The sequence below is a fragment of the Alistipes sp. Marseille-P2263 genome, assembly GCF_018101075.1.
Classification (GTDB): Bacteria; Bacteroidota; Bacteroidia; order Bacteroidales; family Rikenellaceae; genus Alistipes; species Alistipes dispar.
The window spans coordinates 162,852-188,317 of record NZ_JAGQEJ010000005.1 but is presented as its reverse complement, the minus strand read 5'-3'; the positions used below and the strand labels follow the sequence as shown (position 1 = coordinate 188,317).

Below are 25,466 nucleotides of genomic sequence, written 5' to 3'. Positions count from 1 at the left end.
GCATTCCCGATACGACGCGGCCCCTGACGCGAATTGCGTCAGGGGCCGTGTCATCCGAAACAGGACCGTAATCTCCCGCACCGGCAGTCCGCGCCCGAAACGAAGACCGCAGGCGCCGCAGCCGTCACTCGGACTGCGTAATGTCCGCCAGTTCGTCGGTGATGGCCTGCTGGCGGCGCTTGTTGAAGGTCAGCGTCAGGTCGCCCAGCAACTCCTGTGCATTGTCCGTCGCGGTCTGCATGGCGACCATACGTGCGGCGTGCTCGGCCGTGGCGCTGTCGAGCGACACCTCGTACATCCGCATCCGCAGCGTGTAGGGCAGCAGCTCGCCGAGCAGTTTAGCGAGGTCCGGCTCGTAGATATAATCGGGCCGCACGTCCGGACGATACGGAGTCTCCGGCCGCGCTGCATCCTCAGTTTCGGCCGCGCCGGACGACGGAAAGACGGCCGGAAGGAAGGTCTCCCGCGTCGGAACCTGGTGTCCCATCGAATGAAAATGGTTGTACACCAGGCATACCCGGTCCGTCGCACCGGCCGTATAGCCGTCCATGAGCCGCTGCGCCAGCTCCGCCGCATCGCGGTAGGAGACCGCGCCGGCCCGGCGGCGGAAATCGTCGTTCACCGCATAGCCCGCCTTGTGCGCGGCCTGCGCGATCTTCTCGCCCACGGGCCACACCTCCACCTCCGCGAAGCCCTCCTCGCGGAGCGCGCCGACCGTATGTTCCAGCTCGCGGACAGCATTGGCATTGAAAGCGCCGCACAGGGAGCCGTCCGACGAGAAGGCCACCACGACGGCACGCCGTCCGACCTCGTGCGGCGCGGCCAGCGGCGACGACGCCACGATCTCCGGATCGCCTTCGCGCAGCGCCGCGGCGATCCGCCCGAGCCGCCGCGCGTACTCGGCGAGCGCCTCAGCCGTACCCTGCACGCGGTGCAGTTTGGCCGAAGCGACCATCTTCATCGCCGAGGTGATCTTCAGCGTACTCCGGACCGATGCGATCCGCGCCCTTATCTCCTTCAGGGAAGCCATGGCACGCTATGCTTTGAGCGAAGCCGCGACACGGGCCGCAGCCTCCTCGATTTTCGTCCCGATTCCGCCTTCGACCTCCGCTCCGCCGCGCAGTGCATCGAACACGTCCGTGGCCGAGAGCGTCTCGACGAGCAGCCGCTCGAACTCGGCGACTTTCCCGATCGGCACGTCGCGCAGCAAACCGTGCGTGCCGCAGTAGAGGACGGCGATCTGCTGCTCCACGGGCATCGGCGCATACTGCGGCTGGACGAGCAGGCGCGTGTTCTTGCGCCCCCGGTCCAGCACGGCCGCCGTCACGGCGTCCATGTCGCTGCTGAACTTCGAAAAGGATTCCAGCTCACGGTACTGCGCCTGGTCGATCTTGAGCGTTCCGGCCACCTTCTTCATCGCCCGGATCTGGGCGTTGCCGCCCACGCGCGACACGGAGATGCCCACGTCGATGGCCGGGCGGTTGCCCTGGTTGAAGAGGTTCGTGTCGAGGAAGATCTGGCCGTCGGTGATCGAAATGACATTCGTCGGGATGTAGGCCGAAACGTCGCCGGCCTGCGTCTCGATGATCGGCAGCGCCGTGAGCGACCCGCCGCCGCGCACCTTGTCCCTGAGCGACTCGGGCAGGTCGTTCATCTCGCGGGCCACCTCTTCCTGCGCGATGATCTTCGCCGCCCGCTCCAGCAGGCGCGAATGGAGGTAGAAAATATCGCCCGGATAGGCCTCACGGCCCGACGGGCGGCGCAGGATGAGCGACACCTCGCGGTAGGCCACAGCCTGCTTCGACAGGTCGTCGTACACGACCAGCGCATGACGGCCCGTATCGCGGAAATACTCGCCGATGGCGGCTCCCGCGAAGGGTGCGAAATACTGCATCGCGGCCGGATCGGCAGCCGTGGCGGCCACCACGATCGTGTATTCCATCGCCCGGTGCTGCCGCAGCGTCTCGACCAGCGCCGCCACGGTCGAAGCCTTCTGACCCACGGCGACATAGATGCAATAGACCGGATCGCCGGCCTCGAAATTGCGCCGCTGGTTGAGAATCGCATCCACGGCGATGGCCGTCTTGCCCGTCTGGCGGTCGCCGATAATCAGCTCGCGCTGTCCGCGGCCGATCGGGATCATGGCGTCCACGGCCTTCAGTCCCGTCTGCAACGGCTCGCTCACGGGCTGGCGGAAGATCACGCCCGGCGCCTTGCGTTCGAGCGGCATCTCGACCGTCCCGCCCTCGATCGGCCCCTTGCCGTCGAGCGGCTCGCCCAGCGGCGTGATGACACGTCCGAGCAGCGCCTCGCCGACACGGATCGAGGCCGTATGGCCCGTGCGGCGCACCGTGTCGCCCTCTTTGACGAGGTCCGTGGGTCCGAGCAGCACGGCGCCGACGTTGTCCTCCTCGAGATTCATCACCACGGCCTTCATGCCGTTCTCGAATTCGAGCAGTTCGTTCGCCTCGGCATTCCCGAGTCCGTAGATGCGGACCACGCCGTCGCTCACCTGCAGCGTCGTACCCACCTCGGCGTACTGCGCCTTGAGGTCGATGCCTTGCAGTTCGGCGAGCAGCACCTCGGACACCTCCGCCGGCTTGATATTATCCTTGTTCATAAGCTATACGATTCGATTGGGTTTGCATCCTAACTTGCGGCGCAGCAGCTTGAGCTGCGCCGCGACGCTCGCGTCGATCAGTACGTCGTCCATCCGGAAGACGAAGCCTCCGATCAGTTCGGGCCGCACTTCGCGCGCGAGCCGCACCTCCCCGTGCGTCCGGCTCTCCGCCGCACGGCAGACCCTTCCGGCGAACCGGTCGTCCACCGGGGCGGCCGTCACGAGCAACGCCTCGCGGATGTTGTGCCGCCGCCGGTAGAGGTCCGTGAACGAATAGAACATGAAGTAGAGGTAATGTTCCCGGCGATGGCGCAGCACCAGCCGCACGAAACCTTCGAGCGACGCGCTCATCGGCCGTCCGAACGCTCCGCGGAGCACCTCCAGCTTCGCCTCGTCGCCGACGACGGGCGAGAAAAGCACGTCACGCAACGAACGGTCCCGCCGGTAAAGGCCGATCAGCCGCCGCACCTCGTCGTAGGTGCGCTCCTCGTCGCCGTTCGCCGCGGAAAACTCCGCCAGCGCCGATGCGTAACGGCTCGCTATCAATCCGGTATACATATCCTATGCCTCCTTTCGTTCGCTCCGGCTCTCCATCTCGTCGAGCATCTTCTCCGCGAGCCGCGTCTGCGACGCCTCGTCGTCCAGCCGCTCGCGCAGCATCTTCTCCGTAATGGCGATCGAGAGCAGCGCCACCTGATGACGGGCATCCTGCAGGATCGCCTCCCGTTCGCCCTCGGCCTTCTCCCGGGCTGCGGCGACGATCCGCGCACCCTCCTCGTCGGCCCTGCGGCGCGCCTCGGCCAGCAGGGCGTCGCGCGTCTCGGCGGCTTCGCGGAGAATCCGGCCGCGCTCGCGCTCGGCGGCAGCCCGGACGGCCTGCCCCTCGGCATCGAGCTCCCGGAGCTTCCGCTCCGCGGCGCGGGCCTCCTCCAGCGACCGGTCGATATACGCCTTGCGCTCCTCGATCGCCCGCACGATCACCGGAAAACCGTACCGTGCCAGCACGATGAAAACCACGGCGAACGCCAGCGTCATCCAGAAGAGAACGCCCGCTTCGGGTTGTAAAAGTCCCATGATCCGCTCGGATTTAAACCGTCAGAGCGCCAGGAAACAAACCACGACGGCGAACAGCGCGACGCCCTCGATCAGGGCCGCCACGATAATCATGTTCGTCCGGACCTTGCCCGCAGCTTCGGGCTGACGGCCGATGGCCTCCATGGCGGCCGAACCGATCTTTCCGATACCGAGACCCGCGCCGATGGCCGCGAGACCTGCGCCGAGTGCGGCGCCGATAGTTCCTAATTCCATAATTTCAATCCATTAACGTTTGACATTCGTTTTATCGTCTTTTTCCGCCCGGCCGCATCACAAAGGAGCCGCACCGGCCGCATCACTTTTCCGCTCCGGCATCCGCCTCGCCGCCTCGCTCCTGCGCCAGTCCGATGAAGACGGCCGAGAGCATCGTGAAGACATAGGCCTGGAGGAACGCCACGAGCAGCTCGAGGCAGTTCATGAAGATCGAGAAGAGCACCGAAAGCGCCGTCATCGAAGCATTCACCGCCGCGCCCATCTTCACCGTGACGAACACCACGCACGTCAGGCTCAGAATCACGGCGTGCCCGGCCAGCATGTTGGCGAACAGACGGATCATCAGCGCGAAGGGTTTGGTGAAGACGCCCACCAGCTCGATGAGCGGAATGATCGGCACGGGAACCTTGAGCCACGTCGGCACGTCGGGCCAGAAAATGTCTTTCCAGTAGCGGCGGCTGCCCGAAAGATTGACCACGAGGAACGTGGCGACGGCGAGCACCAGCGCCACGGCGATATTGCCCGTGACATTCGCACCGCCGGGGAAGAAGGGGATCAGCCCCATCAGGTTATTCAGGAAGATGAAGCAGAAGACCGTCAGCAGATAGGGTGCGAAACGGCGGTAGGAGGGCCCCACGCAGGGTTCGATCAGATCGTCCACGAGCGACTCGACGAGCGTTTCGAACAGCCCGACCACGCCGCGCGGAGCGGCCGCATCGGGTTTGCGCCCCCGATACCACCGGGCCGCACCGAGCACCAGCGCCACGACGAGCGCGCTGTTGAGCAGCAGTCCGGCCACGGTCTTCGTGATCGAAAGGTCCAGCGGACGGAGGTCGCTGCCGTCGGCCTGCCGTTCGACGATTTTGCCGGCATGGTCGCCGTCGGCGGCGATCCGCAGCCCTTCGTACTCGGCCCCTCCGCGCAGGCGTTTCGCCGAGAAGCAGTGCCAGCCGCTCGACGGGCTGTGCACGATGACGGGCAGCGGCAGGCTCCACTCGCGGCCGCCCGCCGTAGCGATGTGCCACTCGTAGCTGTCGCCGACGTGTCCCAGCACGATCCGCTTGACGTCCGGCTCCTCCTCCGCGATCTCCTGCGCCGCCGTGTCCTCCGCACGTCCGGCGGACGAAGCCGCCGCGTGCGCCGCCGCTCCTGCCGGGAACAGCGCCGCCGCAAGGAGCAAAAGCAGGACCCGGCAGAACGGGCCGAACGATCTATTCATACGAATCATTGGTTGTCAATATTTTTCATCGTTCACCTCGACGCACGCTTCAACTTCGTCGCGCAGCACGCGGACGAATCCGCCCGCAATGCCGAGGCGGTGTTCTTCGCTCCCGTCGGATTCGGCATAGACGATCTCGCCCGCCGCAAGACCCGAAACGAGCGGAGCGTGGCCCGGCAGCACGGTGAATGCACCCGCCTCGCCGGGAAACGAGACTTTCGCCGCCGTCGTCCGGCTCAGCTCGCCGGAGGGAGAAACGATCACAAGACGCAACATATCCCGCCTCCTTTTTTATGCATTCGCCCGTTTGAGCAGCTCCTCGCCCTTGCGCACGGCATCGTCGATCGTGCCGACATTGACGAAAGCCTGTTCGGGCAGGCGGTCCGTCTCGCCGTCGAGAATCATCTTGAAGCCCCGGATCGTCTCCTCGATCGGAATGATCTGCCCCTTGACGCCCGTGAACTGCTCGGCCACGGCGAAAGGCTGCGAAAGGAACCGCTGCACGCGGCGCGCGCGGTTCACCGTCAGCCGGTCCTCGTCCGACAGCTCGTCCATGCCCAGGATGGCGATGATGTCCTGCAGTTCCTTGTTGCGTTGCAGTATCTGTTTCACGCGCTGCGCCACCGCATAGTGCTCCTCGCCCACGATATTCGGATCGAGGATGCGCGACGAGGACTCCAGCGGATCGACGGCGGGGTAGATACCCAGTTCGGCGATCTTGCGGCTCAGAACGGTCGTGGCGTCGAGGTGCGTGAAGGTCGTGGCCGGGGCGGGGTCCGTCAGGTCATCGGCCGGCACGTAAACGGCCTGCACCGAGGTGATCGAACCGTAGCGCGTCGAGGTGATGCGCTCCTGCATCTGGCCCATCTCCGTGGCCAGCGTCGGCTGGTAGCCCACGGCCGAGGGCATGCGCCCCAGCAGGGCCGAAACCTCCGACCCGGCCTGCGTGAAGCGGAAAATGTTGTCGATGAAGAAGAGGATGTCGCGCGTCTCGCCCGCCTCCCGGCCGCCGTCGCGGAACGACTCGGCGACCGTCAGCCCCGACAGCGCCACCGAAAGACGCGCCCCGGGCGGTTCGTTCATCTGGCCGAAGACCAGCGTGGCCTGCGAGCGGGCCACTTCGTCGTAATCGACCTTCGAGAGGTCCCAATGCCCCTCCTCCATGCTTTTCCGGAACGCGTCGCCGTAGCGGATCACCCCCGAGGAGATCATCTCGCGCAGCAGGTCGTTGCCCTCGCGCGTGCGTTCGCCCACGCCGGCGAAGACCGAGAAGCCGTTATGCTTCTTGGCGATGTTGTTGATAAGCTCCATGATGAGCACCGTCTTGCCCACGCCCGCGCCGCCGAACAGCCCGATCTTGCCGCCCTTGACGTAGGGCTCCAGGAGGTCGATCACCTTGATTCCCGTGTAGAGCACCTCCTGCGAGGTGGCCAGCTCGTCGAATTTGGGCGGTTCGCGGTGGATCGACGCCTCGTGTGTGCGGTCCAGCGGCCGCATGCCGTCGATCCGCTCGCCCACGACATTGAGCAGGCGGCCCTTGATCTGGTCGCCCACGGGCATCGAGATCGACCCGCCGAGCGCCGTCACCTTCATATGCCGCTGCAATCCGTCCGTCGAGTCCATCGCAATGGCCCGCACGGTGTTCTCGCCGATATGCTGCTGCACCTCGACGACGAGCTCCCGCCCGTCCCGACGGCGGATCGTCATCGCCTCGTGAATGCCCGGCAGCAGACTCTCCCGTCTCAGATCGGGGAAATGCACGTCCACGACCGGTCCGATGATCTGCGAAATGTATCCTTCAACTTGTGCCATATCTATCCGACAACTCTGTTTTTCATCCGTAATAATAATGTTATGCTCCGCGCCGAAACCACCCGCGAAACCGCTGCGGTCTCCGGACCGCCGGCACGGCGCAAAGGTAGCCGATTATCGTCGGGAAGGCTTCGTCCGAACAACCCGAAAAATGTTCAATTTCTTCCCGGCGAACCGTTCCTGCCTCCCTGCGGCGGACAATCCCGGCAAATCTGCCGGAATCCTCCGGCAAACCGCAAAGATACGAAAGAACCGATAAATCGAGTGTATATCACATAAGAATTAACGATACGAAACGCAATTTATTGCGTCGGCGAAACATCCCCCAGATTCCCGCTGCCGGGCCCCCGGGAACCGCCGGAGTCCGAATTCCCGGGGGGCCCGGCAGGCGGACATCCCCAAAAAGCGAGGCGTCCGCAGAAGCGGGCGCCTCTCGCCGAACGCCGTCCGGTCCGGCCGTCGCTCCTCCGGCGTTCGTCCCGCGGGAACCGGATCCGAATCGTTGTATGGCAGACAACGTACACTAATCTCCAAACGATCCGGCTCCCGCAGACAGACATCGGACGGGGCGACGCGACCGACGGTTCATTCGCGTCTCATGCGGTAATCGTAGAATCCGAACACCTCGGTCGAAAGCTCTCCGAGCCAGCCGCTCTTGGCATTCACCCCCGTCTGGACCTTCACGAAGTCGATGTACTCCAGCCCGGCCGGCTCGCCCTCGAACGTCACGGCGTCCGCGATCCGGAAATGGTTGGGATTGGCCGCGGCCGAAACGTTGTCGTCGTCGGTCAGACGGTCGATCGGACTGAAATTGTCCGCATAACCCCACTCGTACGCGGCATTGACCCAATAGGAGCCGTTGCCCGACTGGTCGTAGTTGCGGGCTTCGAGGCGTGTTCCGCGCAACGTATAGCTCTCCGCCTCCACCCACGCAGGGTAGTAGTACCCCTGGTCGTGGAACTGCTTCAGGTAGTCGATCGACCCGCTGCCGCCGCGGTTGTCTGTCCAGCGCGTCTCCATTCCGGCGCCGCGCGGGCGGTAGTAGGTGACGGCATAATCCTGCAACGTCTCCGCCTTGCCCGTCTCCGAACCCTTCAGCTCGTACCACGTGTCGTTGGGCAGCCCGTCCCCGTTCTCGTCCTGCATGACCCAGACGATCCCCGGCTCGGAGGAGCCTTCGAACGAGTTGCCCACGATGGCCAGGTCGTAGCCGCCCGAAGCGTCGATGCTGTGGTCGAAGCCCACGACGATATACCCGCCGAAACCGCCCAGCGAAACGTAGGTGTTCCGCATCATCCGGTCCTCGGCATAGGCGCAGGCCTCCTCCATCGTCGCGGCGGTACAATTCTCATTGACGAACTGCCCGGGAGCGGGCAGAAACTCGTACACCCGGTTCCAGTCGGCGCCGCTGGTCGCCGAACGGGGGCGGTAGTAGCGTCCGGCAGGAGGGCAGACACGGACCGTGAGGGTCTGCGACACCGACAGATGCGAGTTGCGCATCGTCACCGTCGCGCGGTGTTCGCCCTCTTCCGCCGCGGTAAAACGGTAGGCGGGATCGGCGCCCCGCTGCACGGTCTTACCGTCGAGCGTCCAGACATACTCCGCATCGAAGGCGTTTACCACGTCGAGCGGCATGAGGCGGATGGTGCGGCCTGCGGAGACATTGTACTCGGTCCGCTCGAACGTCCAGCCGAACGGCATGTCTTCGGGCGCAGCGACCCGCACGGAAAACTCGACGGTATCCGTCCCGTCTTCGTTCGAGGCCGCGAAACGCAGGGCATAGGTCCCGGCCTCGGCGCTCCGGAAGGTATAGTCCCGCTCCGTAGAAACCTCCCTGCCGTCCACGCTCCACGAGTAGGAGACGGGGATCGAGACTTCGGCCACGGAAGGTTTCAGCACCAGATCGGAATCCGTGAGGATCGTGAAGCCCTCCTCCGCACCGGGAATCGAAACGGTCGGCACTTCGAGCGCCGTCACGTCCACGCGCAGTTCCTCGCTCGCCGTACCGTACCGGGTCGAAACCTCCAGCAGCACGTAAACCTTCCCGACGGTCTCCGCGCGGAAGACGAGCGACGGCTCCTCTCCGATCACCCGGCCGTCCACCGTCCAACTGAAACGGGCGTCGTCGGCGTACTCGTAACGGGGGCTGATGGTCAGTTCGCGCCCTGCCTTCACCGTGTACACGCCCGTTTCGCTGTCGAGCGCGATGACGGGAGCCGGAGACGCATCCGCCTCGATGACCCCATCCCGGTTGCAGGCGGCGAACGACGTCAGAAGAAGGCCGAACAGCGCGATCGCGGCTTTTCTCATCGGACTGCGCATATCATTTGCCGAGCCATTCCGACGTGTAACGATAGGCGAAGTCGATGCCCGCCGGGCTCGCGCCCTTCTGCGCGGAATAGGAGAAACGGCTCTCCTGAACCGGCGAAGCGCCCGAGACGTCGTACACGCAGATATTCGAACTCACGTAATTCGACATGCCGACCCACAGTTTTCCGGTCGTCGGATGCTGGCCCATGATGCCGTAAACGGTCTCGCCGGCCGAAAGCCAGTGCACGTCGGCCGTTTTCGTCTCGTAGTTGTAACGTGTCACGGTGGTCGCGCTGAAGGAGTCCGTATCCACGAAATAGAGGTACGGACCGGTGAAGTCGGCGCACATGCCGACGGCAGGCGACCAGGTGGCCACGGGGAACCGCACGGCCTCGGGCAGTTCTTCATTCAGAATCTCGCGGCCCTCGTGGTCGATGCCCACGATCTTCGCCGCGGAGGTGAAATCGGCGCCCATGTTCTGATTGCCGGTGAAGGTTCCGGCCAGCGCGAAATAGATATTGCCGTCGGCGCCCTTGACGACACCTTTGACCTGACGGCCTTCGTAAGTAATCCGCTTCTCGACGGCATCCGTCGCCGGATCGACGATGACCAGACTGTGGCCGCATCCGGCAAAGAGCTTGCCGCGGGAGAGGACCATGCGGGTCTTGACGGCCCCTTCGGTGGAGAACGCCCCGAAAGTACCCTCCACCGTGGCGCCCACCTCGACGGAACCGTCGCCCAGCGTCAGCGCGCAGATGCCCGACGTGGCTTCCATGCCCGACTCGGAATACTGCACATAGGCCTTCGTCGGACTGACGACCACCAGATGCTGCGGCCATGTATCCTTGCCCTCGGGAGTTTTGATAACCAGCGGATCGGCATACTCCATGCGCATCGTCCGGGCGTCGCAGACGACGAACCGTCCGGCCCCGTTCATCGAACCGCCGTTCTGCGTAAGCAGGTAAATCCGGTCGTTGGCCATGAACATATCCTGCACGACATTGCCGATCTCCTTGCCGCCGTTGGCCTGCTCGAACACCTCCTCGTACTCCTTGCCGGACTTGTCGTACCAGACCAGCATGCCGTTGGCCGAGGTCATGTTGCCCTCGCAGACGACGAACGTGCCTCCGGCGTCCGTGAAATCCACCGAAGCGCACACCTCGGCCGAAGCGAACACCGTCTCGCCCGTGGCGCGGATACCGATCAGCGTGACGATGCCGCCGGCATACGAAACGCCATCCGAAGCGGCCGGAGCCTTCAGCGTGACGCTCCTGCCGGCCAGATCGAACGATGCCGTCCACCCTTCGGGGACGTTCATGAAATCGGCCGTGGTCACGTCGGCCACACGCAGCGACAGCGTCCTCCGCTCCCCGAAACCGAACACGAAGCAACTGCGGCCGTCCTCCGGCTGCACGAAACCGAACACGGCCCCGGTCTTCGGTATGACGATCGTCTGCCCGTCGGTCAGTTCGAAAACGACCTCGGTCTCCCCGTCGGTCACCGACCTGAAGAAGGCGTCGCCGTCCTTGCCCGAGGCTTTGACCTCCTTGCCCGAAGCGTCCTCTACACGCACGCCGTCAACGGTCCAGTACCCCTCGGCATCCACCGCCAGCTCGGGCGCCTCGCCCGATACGGGAATCCTGTTCCCCTCGTCGTCCGTCAGGAAATTACCCTTGCCGCCGAGGGTCCAATAGTAAACGCCCTCGACGCGGTCGATACCGATGACCGGGGCGTCTGCCCCGTTGGCGATCGTCACCGAAGTCTTGTCGCTGAAGACGATCGTGCACCCCTCGTCGGTCTCGACGACCTCCGAGATCGTCTTGTTCTTCTCCAGCGCATCGACGACCGTCCGCAGCGAAGAGACCTTCTCGTTGAGCGCCGCCAGTTCGTTCCTGATCCCGTCGATTTCCGCCCAAAGGTCGTCGTCGTCATACGAACAGCTCCACGTCGCCATGCCGAGCATGGCGAGCATCAGAAGTGTAACCAGTTTTCTCATTCCTTCCGTTTTTTAAGTTTGACATATCCGATAAAAAAATCAGCCGCATCCTCCTGGCAGGATACGGCGGAAAATTCAAAACGGACATTCGCACACCTCCGAAATTTCGCGTTTCGCGACCGGGACGGGCCGGACGGCAGGGGGAAAATCGCTGTTCTGATTCTCGCCCGTAGTCCCGCAGGCAACAAATCCTCTGTAAAATGCGAAAGGCAGGTCTTCTGACTCGTTCCGGTTCCGCGCCTTCCCGGCCGCGCCTGCGGCCAGTGGCAAAGATTGCGAAACCTCTCGTGCTCCTTCACGGAGCGGAAACTCACAGCAACGGGTATTGTCGCAGACTTTCACTGCGTTCCCTTTTCATTCCCCGCCGCGGCCCGTCGCCGGGTGCGGAAAGGAAACCTTTGCGAAGACAAACATAGACTAAAAAAACGAATCCGACAAGATTTTTCCCGATTTTTTTCATCGCTCCGGCCGCAGAGGCCCGGCACGGCGTTCCGCGCCGCCGTGCGGCAGGGGAGGGATGCACCGCGCGCCGCCCGCAAAAAACGCCGCCGGCTTTGTGCCGGCGGCGCCACCAAAAATAACACCAAAATCCGGATCAGGCCGGAAGGGAGATCGTAAAGCGACTGCCCTTGCCGATCTGGCTGTCCACGGTGATCGTGCCGCCGTGCGCTTCGACGAACTCCTTCGAAATAGCCAGTCCCAGACCGCTACCCTGCACCTTCGTGCCGGGAACGCGGAAATAGCGTTCGAAGATGCTCTTGTGGTAGCGCGGGTCGATTCCCCGGCCGAAATCCTGCACGTAGATATTCACGACCTTGTCCTGCTGGCAGGCTCCCACGATGATGCGCGAATTTTCGGGCGAGTGGTGAATGGCGTTCGACAGGAGGTTCGTCACCACCCACGCGATCTTCTCGTTATCGACGAAGAGTTTCGAAATCTTCTCGGGGTATTCCACCTCCACGAAGCAGTGGAACCGCTCGGCGAGCACCTGCGTCGCATGCACGGCGTAGTCGATCAGCTCGATCGGCTTGACGATCTTGGGCATCAGTTTCAGCTTGCCCGACTCGACCTGCGTCATGTTGAGCAGCTCTCCCGTGATGTTGAGCAGCCGGTCGCTGCTGTCCTTGATGCTCGTTATCAGCGCTTTCTGCTCGTCGTTGAGCGAACCCAGCCGGTTGTCGCCGAGCAATTGGAGGCTCATCAGGATCGACGAAATGGGCGTCTTCATCTCGTGCGAGACGGTGGAGATGAAATTCGTTTTCGCCGAATCCAGCTCCTTGTAGCGCGTCACGTTGTTCAGGATGATCACGTTGCCGATGAACTGCTTCCGCTGCCCGCCGACCGGAACGATATGGAGCGGGATGTTCTCCATCTGGAAATAGCTCTCCTTGTTGTCGGCGTAGATCTTCAGCGGCTCCTTCTGTCCTTCGTCCTCCTTCGGTTCGGAGTAGAGCTCGCGGATCAGCCTCCGCAGCAGATCGTTGTTCAGAGCCACCTCCGCGGCCTTGCGGCCGATCACTTCGCCGCGCTTCAGATTCAGGATCGTGCACGCCTCGTCGTTCATGAAGAGGATGTTGCGCTCCGAATCCAGTCCGACGATCGGTTCGTGGAGGCTGTTCACGATCCCCTCGATGCGCTTCTTTTCGATCATGAGCGAATCGAGCGAACTGCGGCGGTATTCCGAGAGTTTGCAGGCCATGTCGTTGAACGACTCGGCCACCTCGCGGAACTCGCGGTTGCCCCCGAAGTCGAGCCGCTCCTCGTAGTTGTGGTTGGCGATCTCCGTGATGCCCCGCTTGAGCTTGTCGATCGGGCGCAGGATCACCGCCGGGAACTGCACGAGGAAGGCCGCGGCGAGCACTACGCAGAGGACCGCCATGACCGTCAGCCACCACACGGCGTCGGCCGCACGCGCTTCCATCTCGGAACTTTTCATGCGGATCGAAGCCATGTTGAGGTCCATGATCCGGTAGAGGTCGCTGCGGACGAGCCTTATCCGGTCCGGAGTCACCGTGTCCGTGAGGGCCGCGATGCGGCGGCCGAGCGACGCCGTGGCCTCGCTCTCGTCCACCTCCGTGATGTTCTGCCGCTGCAGGCTGAGGCTGCGGATGAGCGTCGCCCGCGACGAGGAATCCAGCGAGAGGCGGTCCAGCGACCGGAGCATCTCCTCGGCGTAATGCACCGAGTTGTAGTTGTCCGCGAGAATGTTCCCGGACGCGGCGGAGAGTTGCCGCACGTAACCGACGGAGAGTCCTCCGAGCAGCAGAATCAGGACGAACAGCACGCCGATTCCCAATGTCAATCTGTATCGTAGGTTCATATCACGACAAAATGATTAAGTCGATGTTCATGCCCGCCAGCCGGTTGAGCAACCGGCGCATCCGCGCGGCCGTCACGAGCAGCGAGAGGAGTTTGAAACGGGGTTTGCTGATGCAGACCAGGCTGATCTTACGGGAAATGGCCACGTCCGCGACCGCCTCGACAAAATGATTCGAATGCACGCGCATCACCTCGCCGCCCAACTCCGCGGCCAGATCGAAGTTGTTGATCAGGTAACGCTGGTTGGCCAGCGGAATCCGGTCGGTGCTCTCCCTGTCGCTCTGCACATAGAGCACGAGAAAGCCCGCATTGAGGTGCGTGGCCATGCGCGCCGTCTTGCGGATCAGGCGCCGGGCGCGCTTCTCGCTGCTGTCGATCACGGCCAGCAGACGGTCGCTAAGCTGGGCCGGCTTCTCGATCACCTCGTTCTCGACCTTCTTCTCCACACGCAGCGCGACCTCCTTCAGCGCCAATTCGCGCAACTGGAGGATGTTCTCCTGCCGGAAAAAGTTGTTGAGCGCCGTGGGGACCTTTTCGGGCTTGTAGATCTTGCCCGCCTTGAGCCGGGCGATCAGTTCGTCGGCCGTCAGGTCGATATTGACCACCTCGTCCGCCATGGCCAGCACGCTGTCCGGCACGCGCTCGTGCACCTCGATGCCGGTGATCTCCTGCACCTGCTCGTTCACGCCCTCGATATGCTGGATGTTGATGGCCGAAATGACGCTGACGCCTGCATCGAGAATCTGCATCACGTCCTGCCACCGCTTGGAGTTGATGCTGCCCTCGATATTGGTGTGGGCCAGTTCGTCCACGACGACGATCTCGGGATGCAGGTTGATGACGCCCTGCATGTCCAGCTCTTCGAGCTCCTTGCCCTTGTAGAAAAGCCGGCGGCGCGGAATGACAGGAAGCCCTGCTACGAGGGCTTCCGTCTCGGGACGACCGTGCGTCTCGATGTATCCGATCCGAACGTCCACCCCCGCTTCGAGCAACTGGTGGGCCTCCTGCAACATGCGGTAGGTCTTGCCCACACCGGCACTCATACCGATATAGATCTTGAACTTACCCCGGTGCGACTGCTTGATCAGGTCCAGGAAGTGGCGGGCGCTCTGTTTGGTATCGGTATCCATAAATTACATTCTGAAGGAAAATCCTCCCACAAAATTAACATCTTCCATGGCAGGATTCCAAACCAGATTGGTAAAAATTCCGATCGACATGGATTCCGTGCCCTTGATGTTCCAGCTCTTGCCGGCATTCAGGAAGACGTTCTGCACGTAGAAGTCGCGGTCGATGCCGTAAGTTCCGACGGCATTCCAGGGAACCATGCCCACGCCGGCCTTCATGTCCACGCCCTTCACCGAGAAGGGATAGGCCACTTCGAAATAGGAAGCGTAGGCGCGCTCGCCCTCGGCGTTCACGTCGGCAGCGCCGAAGAGCACCGTGTACCACGACAGCGTGAAGGGAACCTTCTCCGATACGACCCAGCTGGCGCCCACCTCGACGCGGTGGGGCGAGTCGGAACCGAAGCGGAAATAGTTGCGGTCCACCGACTCGCGGTCGGTATAGGCGCCGGTCCAATAGAGGTCGGCCAGCGAAAGCGTCACGGGGCCGAGCGTATAGGCCAGCGTCAGGTCCATCTCCTTATAGGTGGTCGAGGCGAAATCGACCGACCCCCACGCCGTAGCGGAGAAGTTGCCGGCGGTCATGACCAGCGTGGGCTGGAAGCTCACGCCCGCCTCATAGACACCGCGCCAGAGATAGGTGCTGACGATGTCCGCACCGCCGCTGAACGACACTCCTTTTTCCTGAGCGGAAACACGGCCGGCGGAGAAAAGGGCCGCTGCGGCCAATACACCAAATACAAAACGTTTCATAGTAAAAATTTCCTGCTTTATTTAAAATGGGTTAATGGGTTGTTTTTCGTTTCAGGGCGCCGCGCCGGGTCTATGCAGACCCGGCCGACACGGCCTGACCGTCGTCCCATGCCTTCGGCGGACGATCCGGAAGGTTCCGCGGCCTGCGGTTTCCCGCAAGGCGGAGGCTTCGGCTCGGCAGCGGTCCGGGCGAACCGCCCCGCCGGGCGAAGCCGCCCGCCGTTACAGGCAAACCAGGTCCGAAATCAGCAGTACGATGAGGAACACGACCGAAACGACGATCCATCGTTTCGCCGGCTTATCCAGCTTCACCATAGGACGGACTCTTTTCGTTTACTTGTTCTGGGCGGTATCGAGCGCCACGTTGAGCTTCAGCACGTTCACCTTCGAGGTGCCGAACAGGCCGAGCCAGGGGCCTTCGGTCACGGAATCCACGATCCGCTTCACCTCCTCGACGGACATGCCGCGGGCTTCGGCGACACGACGGATCTGAACCTCCGCCCCGCGCGGCGAGATGTCGGGATCGAGACCCGAACCGCTCGCGGTCACCATCTCGGCGGGAACCTCCTCGCGCGAGAGGTAGGGGTGGGCTGCCAGGAAGGCATCGACGCGCTCCTCGACCTGGGCCAGATACTCGGGATTGGTCGTGGCCTTGTTGCTGCCGCCCGAGCCGCCGCCGTTGTAGTCCACGTTCGAGGGACGGCCCCAGAAATAGACGCTGTCCGTGAAAGCCTGACCGACGTTGGCCGCGCCGACCACCTTGCCGTTGTATTCCACCAGCGCGGCTTCGCCGTCGTTGGGAGATGCCACCCACGCCACGAGACGCAGCACCAGCACATAACCGACGAACAGCACGACGCACATCGCCAGCGTGAATTTTATCGAAATCCAAAGATTTTTCATTGTTCTACTACTTTAAAACAGGTTTATCAACATGTCGATCAGTTTGATGCCGATGAACGGAGCGATGATGCCGCCCAGACCGTAGATGAAGAGGTTCCGGCGCAGCAGGGCCGAAGCTCCGATGGGCTTGTACGCCACGCCGCGCAGCGCCAGCGGAATGAGCAGCGGAATGATGATCGCGTTGAAGATCACCGCCGACAGGATGGCGCTTTCGGGCGAAGCGAGGTGCATGATGTTGAGCGCCCCCAGCGCGGGAATCGACGTCATGAACAGGGCGGGGACGATGGCGAAATACTTGGCCACGTCGTTGGCGATCGAGAAGGTCGTCAGCGTGCCGCGCGTCATGAGGAGCTGCTTGCCGATCTCGACGATCTCGATCAGCTTCGTGGGGTCGTTGTCCAGATCGACCATGTTGCCGGCCTCCTTGGCAGCCTGCGTACCGCTGTTCATCGCAACGCCCACATCGGCCTGTGCGAGCGCCGGCGCATCGTTCGTACCGTCGCCCATCATGGCCACCAGCTTGCCGGCCTGCTGCTCGCGGCGGATATACTCCATCTTGTCCTCGGGCTTGGCCTCGGCGATGAAGTCGTCCACACCGGCCTGTTCGGCGATATATTTGGCTGTCAGCGGGTTGTCGCCCGTCACCATCACGGTCTTCACGCCCATCTTGCGCAGACGCTCGAAACGTTCGCGGATACCCGTCTTGATAATGTCCTGCAACTCGATGACACCCTTGATCCGCTCGTTCTCCGAGACCACGAGCGGCGTACCGCCGTTCTCCGAAATCTTGCGGACGATCTTGTCCACCTCCGGAGAGAAGACGTTGCCCGCCTTCTCGGCGATGGCGCGGATCGCTTCGGAAGCACCCTTGCGGATGCGGCGTCCGTCGGGCATGTCCACGCCCGAGCACTTGGTCTCGGCGGTGAACTTCACCATATGCACACCCACCAGATCGGTCTGGCTGAAACGGAAGCCCTGCTCGCGGCCCAGTTCGACGATGGATTTGCCCTCGGGCGTCTCATCGGCTGCCGACGAAAGCACGCAGAGCTGGAGGAACTCCTTGGCATCCACGCCGTTCACGGGATAGAACTTCGTAGCCTTGCGGTTACCGATGGTGATCGTGCCGGTCTTGTCGAGCAGCAGGGTGTCGATGTCGCCCGCGGTCTCGACGGCCTTGCCCGACTTGGTGATGACGTTGGCGCGCAGCGCACGGTCCATTCCGGCGATACCGATGGCCGACAGCAGGCCGCCGATCGTGGTCGGGATCAGGCAGACGAAGAGCGAAATGAACGCCGCCACGGTGATGTTCACGCCCACGTAGTCGGCGAAGGGCTTCAGCGTGGCGCAGACGATCACGAACACGAGCGTGAAGCCGGCCAGCAGAATCGTCAGCGCGATCTCGTTCGGGGTCTTCTGGCGCGACGAACCCTCCACGAGGGCGATCATCTTGTCGAGGAAGCTCTCGCCGGGCTGAGCCGTCACCTTCACCAGAATCCGGTCCGAAAGCACCTTCGTACCGCCCGTAACGGAGCTCTTGTCGCCGCCCGCCTCGCGGATCACCGGAGCGGACTCGCCCGTGATGGCGCTCTCGTCGATCGAAGCCAGACCCTCGATGATCTCGCCGTCGGCAGCGATCGTATCGCCTGCCACGCACTCGAACACGTCGCCGCGCTTGAGTTCCGAGCTGCTTACGATATGCGACTGACCGTCCTTCTCGATACGCTTCGCAGGCGTCTCCTCGCGGGTCTTGCGCAGCGAATCGGCCTGAGCCTTGCCGCGCGCCTCGGCAATGGCCTCGGCGAAGTTAGCGAAGATGATCGTGGCGAAGAGCACGATGAAGATTACGATGTTGTAGAGCAGCGAGCCCTGCGACTCGTCGCCCGTGACGGCGATGTAGCCGATCATGACGAGCATGACGAGCGTCACCACCTCGACAGTGAACATGATCGGATTCTTGATCATCTGCCGCGGATCGAGCTTGCGGAAGGAGTCTGCGAGGCTCGATTTCATGAGCTGTTTGTCGAACAGCGAATTATTTACACGGTTTTTCATTTTTTCAATCCGGAATTAGAATTAGAACTCAACGGCGGTCAGGTAATCGGCGATCGGGCCCAGAGCCTGAGCGGGGAAGAACGCGAGTGCGGCCACGATCACGATGACGGCGAAGGTCATCAGCGAGAAGGTCGCCGTATCGGTCTTCAGCGTACCGGCGCTTTCGGGAATGTACTTCTTCGAAGCCAGCAGACCCGCGATGGCCACCTGTCCGACGATCGGGAGGTAGCGGCCGAAGATCAGCGCGATACCGGTCGAAATATTCCAGAACGGCGTGTTGTCGCCCAGCCCCTCGAAGCCCGACCCGTTGTTGGCCGCCGACGAGGTGTATTCGTAGAGCATTTCGCTGAAACCGTGGAACGAGGGATTGTTAAGCCATCCGAGCGACGGATCGGCCGCGATCAGCCCCGACGAGAAAGCCGTGCCGACCAGGATGAGGAAGGGGTGGAGCAGGACGACGATCGTGGCGATCTTCATCTCGCGCGCCTCGACCTTGTGTCCCAGGAACTCGGGGGTGCGGCCCACCATCAGACCGCTGATGAAGACGGCGATGATGAGGAACGCGAAGTAGTTCATCCAACCCACACCGACTCCGCCGAACCAGCAGTTGATCTGCATGTTGAGCATCTGCATCATACCGCTCAGCGGCGTCTGCGAATCGTGCATCGAGTCCACCGAGCCGTTCGAGGTGACGGTCGTCACCATGCCCCACATGGCCGAAGCGGCCGAGCCGATGCGGATCTCCTTGCCCTCCATCGAGCCGCGGTCCTGCGCGATGCCCATTTCGTCGATATTGGGGTTACCGCCCATCTCCTGCGGCACGGAAATCAGAATACCTGCCGTGAAGGCGAAGAGCATCACGCCGAAGATGCAGCCGGCCAGCTTGCGGCGGCGGATATAGAATCCGAACGCCCAGGCCATGGCCATCGGGATGATGAGGATCGACCAGCACTCCAGCATGTTAGTGAAGGCGTTGGGGTTCTCGAGCGGATGGGCGGAGTTCGTACCGAAATAACCGCCGCCGTTCGTACCCAGTTGCTTGATGGGCACGATGGCCGCCGTGGGGCCCTGCGAAATGACCTGCTCCTGACCTTCGAGCGTCGTCAGGGTCTGCTTGCCGTCGAACGACATCGGCGTGCCGTTGATGACCAGCAGGATACCAACGAGCAGCGAGAGCGGCATCAGGATACGGGTCGTGCTCTTGACGAGGTAAACCCAGAAGTTGCCGATCGTCTTCGTGGTCTTCGCCGCCAGCGCCTTCATGATGCCGGCCATAGCCGCCATGCCGCAGGCCGCGGTGATGAACTGGAAGAGCATGATGACGAAGATCTGCGTGAAATACGACAGACCCGACTCGCCGCTGTAATGCTGCAAGTTACAGTTCACCATGAACGAAATGCAGGTATTGAAGGCCAAATCGGGCGTCTGGCCCGGGTTGCCGTCGGGATTCATCGGCAGATAGCCCTGGAACACCAGCAGCAGCATGCCCCAGAAGAACCAGAAGAGGTTCACCATGAGCAGTGCCTTGAGGAACTGCTTCCAATCCATTTCCTCGTCCTCGCGGATGCCGCACACCTTGTAGATTCCGCGCTCGAGGGGAGCCATGAAGTCGAGCCACGTGCGCTCCCCGCGATATACTTTGGCAATGTAGCGTCCCAGCGGATAGCAGAGCACCACCAGGGCGACCCATTGCAGAATGACACCTAAAATCTCCGTATTCATCTATTCAACTATTTTAATCGTTAGAACTTCTCGGGTTTCACCAGCACGTACATCAAGTAAATGAAAATCGCGAGGCTCAAAACAAGTAAACCGACAAACATACTTTTCCTCCTTAAATTTTTTCAAACCATTTCACACATGCGAAGTAGAGCCAATAGCAGAGGCTTCCCAGCGCTGCCAGCAGCACGAACATCAAGACTTCATTCATCTTCTTTCCTTTTTTGAATTATACATTAGGGTTACGAATCCGCACATCATACGGTGGAACAGGCAGACGGCCCCCAGGCCGCCCATCGCTATAAGTATCCATCCGATCGTCATAACAGCATCTTTCGTTTCGTGCCCCACGTAGTATAAAGAATGTGCCACAGCGCGCCGAAAATCGCAACACGCTGTGTATCACCAGAAAGATTCGAATCAGACGAAAAAATCGAGAGGGCGGTCCTATCAAAACGATAGGATCGCCCTCTCAAAATGGAAAAGTCCGGGACGCGCTACCTGCCGATGCCGTACTCGTCGATCTTGCGGTAAAGCGTGGCGATGCCGATGCCCAGCAGCCGCGCCGCCTCGGTCTTGTTGCCGCCGGTGTACTTCAGAATCTTCGCGATATGCCGCCGCTCCATGTCGCCCAGCGACACGGGGTCGTCCGCATCGCCGCCCTCCGCACCCCGGAAATCGGCGGGAAGGTCCCCGGCCGTGAGGCGGCCGTCCTCGGCCATGATCATACTCCGCTCCACGACGTTGCGCAGCTCACGCACGTTGCCGCGCCATGCGTGACGGCGCATCAGCCGCACGTATTCGGGGTCGATCGACACGATCCGACACGCCATGCGCTGCGAGAACTGCCCGACGAAATGCCGGACATACTCCTCGATGTCCTCCGGACGGTCGGCCAGCGACGGCAGGCGGATCGTAAAGACCGAAAGACGGTAAAAGAGGTCCTCACGGAAACGCCCCTCGGCGATCTCCCGGGTCAGGTCGCGGTTCGTGGCGGCGATCACGCGGATGTCTGTCTTCGTGGCCCGGGTCTCGCCGATGCGGATGTATTCGCCGTTCTCGAGCACGCGCAGCAGCTTGGCCTGCAACTCGGGCGCCATCTCGCCGATCTCGTCGAGGAACAACGTGCCGCCGTCGGCCTCGTCGAGCAGTCCCTTCTTGTCCTTCACGGCGCCGGTGAAGGCCCCTGCCTTGTGGCCGAAAAGCTCGCTTTCGAGCAACTCCTTGGTGAAGGCCGCGCAGTTCACCGCCACGAAATTCTCCCGGCTGCGGGAGCTGCCGCCGTGAATCGCCCGGGCGAAAACGTCCTTGCCCGTGCCCGTTTCGCCCGTCAGCAGCACCGAAGCGTCCGTACCCGCCACCTTGCGGGCCAGCGCCACGGCTTCGCGCATGGGAGCCGACGAACCCACGATGCCGTCGAACGACACGGCGTCGCCGTTCTGCTTCTCGAGGCGCTGCAACCGCCGCTGCATCCGGACCTTCTCCATCGCCCGGGCGAGCAGAGGCAGGATCTTGTTGTTGTCGTCGCCTTTGGTGATGTAATCGAACGCCCCGTTCTTGATGGCCTGCACGCCGTCGGGAATGTTGCCGTAGGCCGTCAGCAGAATCACCTCGACCTCCGGGGCGGCCGCCTTGATCTTCGCCGCCATGTCCACGCCGTTGCCGTCGGGCAGCTTGACGTCGCACAGCACCACGTCGGGCGCATAGCGTTCGAGCAGCTTCAGTCCCGCAGCGCAATCCTCCGCCTGGGCCACGTCATAACCCTCGAGCGAGATGATCCGCGCGAGCAGTCCCCGCAGTTGCGTTTCGTCGTCGATAATCAACACTTTCTCCATAAAAAGACGGTCGTTTGGGGGCAAAGATACAAATAATCCGGCAAAGCCCGGTACGGTGCGGGAAAAACGGCGTCCGTCAATACCGGGCGCTGCGCGCTCCGCGGCGGAAGATCGCCACGACGGCCACGGCCGTCAGCACTTCGGAGCACGGCACGGCCAGCCAGATGCCCCGGACGCCGAGCAGCGGCGGCAGGGCGACGAAGCAGGCCACCAGCAGCACGAAGCCGCGCAGCAGGGTAACCGTCATGGCGGGCCGGGCGCGTTCGACGCTCTGGAAATAACCGATCGAGACGATATTGAAGGCGAAGAAGACGAACCCCGAAGCGAAGAGCGGCAAACCTCCGACAGCGATGCCGTAAGCGGGATAGACCTCGTCGAGGAACATCCCCACGATCTGACGGCTGAACAGCGCGGTCAGGATGAAGAAGGCGAGTCCCAGCAGCACGGCCGTCATCATCGCCAGCCGGAAGGCCGACTGCACGCGCTCAGCGTTGCCGGCGCCGAAATTGTAACTCAGAATCGGCTGCGCGGACTGCCCGATGGCGTTATAGACCATGAAGATGATCGGAAAGAAGTAGCAGGCGATGCTGAACGCCGCCACGCCGTCCTCGCCCAGGTAACGGATGAAAACGTAGTTGCCCGTGAACATCATCGCGGCGATGGCTCCCTCGCAGAGGAAGGTCGAGAGCCCCAGCCGGCACATGTATCCCACGTTGCGGCGGGTCAGCCGGAGACTCCTGCGGCTCGTCTTCACCCGGCAGAAACGGATGACGTTGCGCCGCCGGCTCAGGTAAACGAGGATCATCCCCGCGCCGACCACATAGCCGAGACTCGTGGCCAGCGCCGCGCCGAACATGCCCCAGCCGAAGAGGAAAATGAAAACGTAGTCGAGCGCGATATTGATGACCGCCGGAACGGCATTGCAGAGCATCGCATAGTTGGGCGCCCCGTCGAGCCGCACGAAGAACATGCCCGAGCTGAGCAGCGCACTGAAGGGCAGAAAAGGCACGAACCAATACATGTACTCCAGCACGAGCGGCATGAGGCGTTCCGAACTGCCCAGCAGCCGCGCCGCGCCGGGTGCGAACAGACAGATCGCGAGGCTGTATGCCACGAGAAGCAGCGACGAAACGACGACGGCCTGCGTCACGTTGATCCGCGCCGTCTTGACCTTTCCGTGTGCGAGGTGGATCGACGCCACGACCGAAGCGCCGACACCGAACATCAGTCCCACGCCCGTATTGATGAGGAACAGCGGCGCCGTGATATTGACTGCCGCCAGCGCGTCGCTGCCGACGCCGCGGCCGACGAAAATGCCGTCCGTGATGACGAACGCCGCCGAGAAAACCATTCCCAGAACGGTAGGGATCAGCAGTTTGCGGAACAACCGCGGAATCTCCATGCTGCCGAAGTCGATACTGTCTTTCATGTTTTCGTTTTTTGGGAGTGCAAAGATAACGCTTCCCGCACGGAGTGCAACCCATATAGTTAAATATGATGAATCCCCCAAAATCATAGCCTGCGCGGTCTCACGCGCCGCATCCCGTCCGGCAGGACCGCACCGATCGTCTGTCGGACCGCACCGTTCCGGAACGGACCGCACCGTTCCGGAACACACGGAAAAGCCCCGCGCCGGAAAATCCGGCACGGGGCGGAACGGCTCCGGACCGACGGCGTCAGGCCCGGCCCTGATCGGCGACGGCCTGCATCAGACGGGCGATCTCGTCCGGATCGCCCAGGAAATAGTCCTTCACGCAATTCAGCCCCTCGCTGAACTCGAAAACATAGGGAGTGGCCGTCGGCAGGTTGAACTCCGAGATGGCCTCGTCGGAGATGCCCTTCAGGTGCTTGACGATGCCGCGCAGGCTGTTGCCGTGGGCCACGACCAGCACCTGATCGTACCGGGCGAGCGACGGCAGAATCTCGCACTGCCAGTAGGGCATCGTACGGGCGACGGTGTCCCGCAGCGACTCGGTGGCAGGCAGCTCGGCCGCGGGAACCCCCGCATAGCGGGGATCGAAACGCGGATTGCGCGGATCGTCCGCCGCGAGCGGTTCGGGGGCCACGTCGTAGCTGCGACGCCAGACATGCACTTGCTCGTCGCCGTACTTCTCGGCCGTCTCGCGTTTGTTCAGCCCCTGCAACATGCCGTAATGCTTCTCGTTGAGCCTCCAGCTCTTCGTCACGGGAATCCAGTCTTCGTTCATCCTGTCCAGCACGATGTCGAGCGTCCGGACGGCCCTCTTCAGAAAGGAGGTATAGGCGCATCCGAAACGGAAGCCCTCCCGAAGGAGCGTCTCTCCGGCCCGGGCGGCCTCCGCGACGCCCTTTTCGCTCAGATCCACATCGGTCCAGCCCGTAAAACGGTTCTCCCGGTTCCATTCGCTCTCGCCGTGGCGGAGCAGCACGATTTTCTTCATAAGACGGTATTTTTTGATTGATTGAACGGATCGCGGGCGGTTCACGCCCCGGCGCTCACACGGTTCGTGAGCGGCTCTCCGGCAGCGAACTCCCTGATATTTTCCATCGTGGTACGCGCTATGTTATCCAACGCTTCACGTGTAAAGAACCCCTGATGCGAAGTGACGATCACGTTGTTGAACGACAGCAGGCGCGCCAGCACGTCGTCGCTCATGATCCGGTCCGAGGTGTCTTCGTAGAAATAGGCGGCCTCCTCCTCGTAAACGTCCAGCCCCGCCGCACCGATCTTCTTCTGTTTCAGCCCGTCGATCAGCGCCCCGGTATGGATCAGCTGCCCGCGGCCCGTGTTGATGAGCATGACGCCCGGCTTCATCCGCCCGATGGCCTCCGGCCCGATCATGTAGCGCGTCCGATCGGTCAGCGGACAATGCAGCGAAACGATGTCCGCCCGCGCGTACAGCTCGTCGAGCGGCACATAGGCGATCCCGGCCACCGCGGCATACGCTTCGTCGGGACAGAGATCGTAAGCGATGACCTCCATGCCGAAGCCCCGGAGAATGCGGATCAGCTCACGGGCGATCCGGCCCGTGCCGACGATGCCGGCCGTCTTGCCGTAGAGATCGAAGCCCAGCAAACCGTGGAGAGAGAAATTCCCGTCCCGCGTGCGCCAATAGGCGCGATGGATTTTGCGGTTGAGCGACAGCATGAGCGCCACGGCGTGCTCCGCCACGGCATGAGGCGAGTAGGCGGGGACCCGCACCACGGGAATCCCGTGCTGCGCCGCAGAGAGCAGGTCCACGTTGTTGAAACCCGCGCAGCGCAGGGCGATCAGCCGCACGCCCAACTGCGAGAGGCGTGCGACGGTCGCGGCGTCGGCCGTATCGTTCACGAAGATGCAGACGACGTCGGCCCCTTCGGCCAACGCTACGTTCCCGGCGTTGAGATGGCTGCGGTGATAGGTCACGTCGAATCCGTACGCATCGCGGATGCGGTCGAACGACTCACGGTCGTAAGGTTGTGTCCCGAAAAGAGTGATTTTCATGTACGGCTGAGATTAACGGATCGTCATCGAACG

Annotated in this window: 21 protein-coding genes and 1 riboswitch; all 21 genes read right to left on the bottom strand. The window is 62.5% G+C overall.

Annotated elements, in window-relative coordinates; translation table 11 throughout:
* Nucleotides 1–124: 124 nt before the first annotated feature.
* The 21 genes from atpG to KB554_RS07950 all read right to left on the bottom strand — a co-directional run bounded on the left by atpG (nucleotide 125) and on the right by KB554_RS07950 (nucleotide 25,433).
* Complete coding sequence (gene atpG, locus KB554_RS08050) at nucleotides 125–1,030, bottom strand: ATP synthase F1 subunit gamma (RefSeq protein WP_211035482.1); 906 nt, start codon at nucleotides 1,028–1,030, stop codon at nucleotides 125–127.
* Between the two features lie 6 nt (nucleotides 1,031–1,036).
* Nucleotides 1,037–2,620, bottom strand: a complete 1,584-nt coding sequence (atpA, locus tag KB554_RS08045; RefSeq protein WP_211035480.1) for a F0F1 ATP synthase subunit alpha — start codon at nucleotides 2,618–2,620, stop codon at nucleotides 1,037–1,039.
* Nucleotides 2,621–2,623: 3 nt separating this feature from the next.
* Nucleotides 2,624–3,178 (bottom strand): F0F1 ATP synthase subunit delta, encoded by a 555-nt coding sequence (locus KB554_RS08040; protein WP_141429841.1) that lies wholly within the window; start codon nucleotides 3,176–3,178, stop codon nucleotides 2,624–2,626.
* 3 nt (nucleotides 3,179–3,181) lie between these two features.
* The gene (atpF, locus tag KB554_RS08035) at nucleotides 3,182–3,694 is read right to left on the bottom strand and encodes a F0F1 ATP synthase subunit B (protein WP_211035478.1); all 513 of its coding nucleotides are present in this window, start codon (nucleotides 3,692–3,694) and stop codon (nucleotides 3,182–3,184) included.
* Nucleotides 3,695–3,715: 21 nt separating this feature from the next.
* Nucleotides 3,716–3,928, bottom strand: coding sequence for an ATP synthase F0 subunit C (gene atpE / locus KB554_RS08030; RefSeq protein WP_141429843.1), 213 nt, complete (start codon nucleotides 3,926–3,928; stop codon nucleotides 3,716–3,718).
* Between the two features lie 82 nt (nucleotides 3,929–4,010).
* Complete coding sequence (gene atpB, locus KB554_RS08025) at nucleotides 4,011–5,147, bottom strand: F0F1 ATP synthase subunit A (protein WP_211035476.1); 1,137 nt, start codon at nucleotides 5,145–5,147, stop codon at nucleotides 4,011–4,013.
* 15 nt (nucleotides 5,148–5,162) lie between these two features.
* A complete protein-coding gene (locus KB554_RS08020) occupies nucleotides 5,163–5,423 on the bottom strand; it encodes a F0F1 ATP synthase subunit epsilon (protein ID WP_242116324.1) in 261 nt (86 codons plus the stop codon).
* Nucleotides 5,424–5,438: 15 nt separating this feature from the next.
* Nucleotides 5,439–6,959, bottom strand: coding sequence for a F0F1 ATP synthase subunit beta (atpD, locus tag KB554_RS08015; protein ID WP_211035474.1), 1,521 nt, complete (start codon nucleotides 6,957–6,959; stop codon nucleotides 5,439–5,441).
* A 585-nt stretch (nucleotides 6,960–7,544) separates the two neighbouring features.
* A complete protein-coding gene (locus tag KB554_RS08010) occupies nucleotides 7,545–9,269 on the bottom strand; it encodes a PKD-like domain-containing protein (RefSeq protein ID WP_211035472.1) in 1,725 nt (574 codons plus the stop codon).
* A 13-nt stretch (nucleotides 9,270–9,282) separates the two neighbouring features.
* Nucleotides 9,283–11,265: a DUF5074 domain-containing protein gene (locus KB554_RS08005; protein ID WP_211035470.1), complete on the bottom strand. Its 1,983-nt coding sequence runs from the start codon at nucleotides 11,263–11,265 to the stop codon at nucleotides 9,283–9,285.
* A gap of 190 nt (nucleotides 11,266–11,455) precedes the next feature.
* Nucleotides 11,456–11,680: riboswitch (cobalamin riboswitch) on the bottom strand.
* 180 nt (nucleotides 11,681–11,860) lie between these two features.
* Complete coding sequence (locus tag KB554_RS08000) at nucleotides 11,861–13,585, bottom strand: ATP-binding protein (protein WP_211035468.1); 1,725 nt, start codon at nucleotides 13,583–13,585, stop codon at nucleotides 11,861–11,863.
* Nucleotide 13,586: 1 nt separating this feature from the next.
* Nucleotides 13,587–14,714 (bottom strand): sensor protein KdpD, encoded by a 1,128-nt coding sequence (locus tag KB554_RS07995; protein ID WP_141429850.1) that lies wholly within the window; start codon nucleotides 14,712–14,714, stop codon nucleotides 13,587–13,589.
* Between the two features lie 3 nt (nucleotides 14,715–14,717).
* Nucleotides 14,718–15,461: a hypothetical protein gene (locus KB554_RS07990; RefSeq protein ID WP_232522896.1), complete on the bottom strand. Its 744-nt coding sequence runs from the start codon at nucleotides 15,459–15,461 to the stop codon at nucleotides 14,718–14,720.
* A gap of 333 nt (nucleotides 15,462–15,794) precedes the next feature.
* Nucleotides 15,795–16,364, bottom strand: coding sequence for a K(+)-transporting ATPase subunit C (locus KB554_RS07985; RefSeq protein WP_141429851.1), 570 nt, complete (start codon nucleotides 16,362–16,364; stop codon nucleotides 15,795–15,797).
* Between the two features lie 12 nt (nucleotides 16,365–16,376).
* Nucleotides 16,377–18,416 carry a potassium-transporting ATPase subunit KdpB gene (gene kdpB / locus KB554_RS07980; protein ID WP_141429852.1) on the bottom strand — a complete coding sequence of 680 codons (2,040 nt, stop codon included), beginning with the start codon at nucleotides 18,414–18,416 and terminating at the stop codon, nucleotides 16,377–16,379.
* Between the two features lie 21 nt (nucleotides 18,417–18,437).
* On the bottom strand, nucleotides 18,438–20,138 hold the full coding sequence (kdpA, locus tag KB554_RS07975) for a potassium-transporting ATPase subunit KdpA (RefSeq protein ID WP_141429853.1): 1,701 nt from the start codon (nucleotides 20,136–20,138) through the stop codon (nucleotides 18,438–18,440).
* A 20-nt stretch (nucleotides 20,139–20,158) separates the two neighbouring features.
* Nucleotides 20,159–20,239: a K(+)-transporting ATPase subunit F gene (gene kdpF, locus KB554_RS07970; RefSeq protein WP_141430044.1), complete on the bottom strand. Its 81-nt coding sequence runs from the start codon at nucleotides 20,237–20,239 to the stop codon at nucleotides 20,159–20,161.
* Nucleotides 20,240–20,632: 393 nt separating this feature from the next.
* Complete coding sequence (locus KB554_RS07965; RefSeq protein WP_211035466.1) at nucleotides 20,633–21,970, bottom strand: sigma-54 dependent transcriptional regulator; 1,338 nt, start codon at nucleotides 21,968–21,970, stop codon at nucleotides 20,633–20,635.
* A gap of 76 nt (nucleotides 21,971–22,046) precedes the next feature.
* Entirely contained in the window at nucleotides 22,047–23,399 is a 1,353-nt protein-coding gene (locus KB554_RS07960; protein ID WP_211035465.1) for an MATE family efflux transporter, read from the bottom strand.
* Between the two features lie 247 nt (nucleotides 23,400–23,646).
* On the bottom strand, nucleotides 23,647–24,390 hold the full coding sequence (gpmA, locus tag KB554_RS07955) for a 2,3-diphosphoglycerate-dependent phosphoglycerate mutase (RefSeq protein ID WP_211035464.1): 744 nt from the start codon (nucleotides 24,388–24,390) through the stop codon (nucleotides 23,647–23,649).
* Between the two features lie 41 nt (nucleotides 24,391–24,431).
* On the bottom strand, nucleotides 24,432–25,433 hold the full coding sequence (locus KB554_RS07950; protein ID WP_141429857.1) for a 2-hydroxyacid dehydrogenase: 1,002 nt from the start codon (nucleotides 25,431–25,433) through the stop codon (nucleotides 24,432–24,434).
* Nucleotides 25,434–25,466 lie beyond the last annotated feature (33 nt).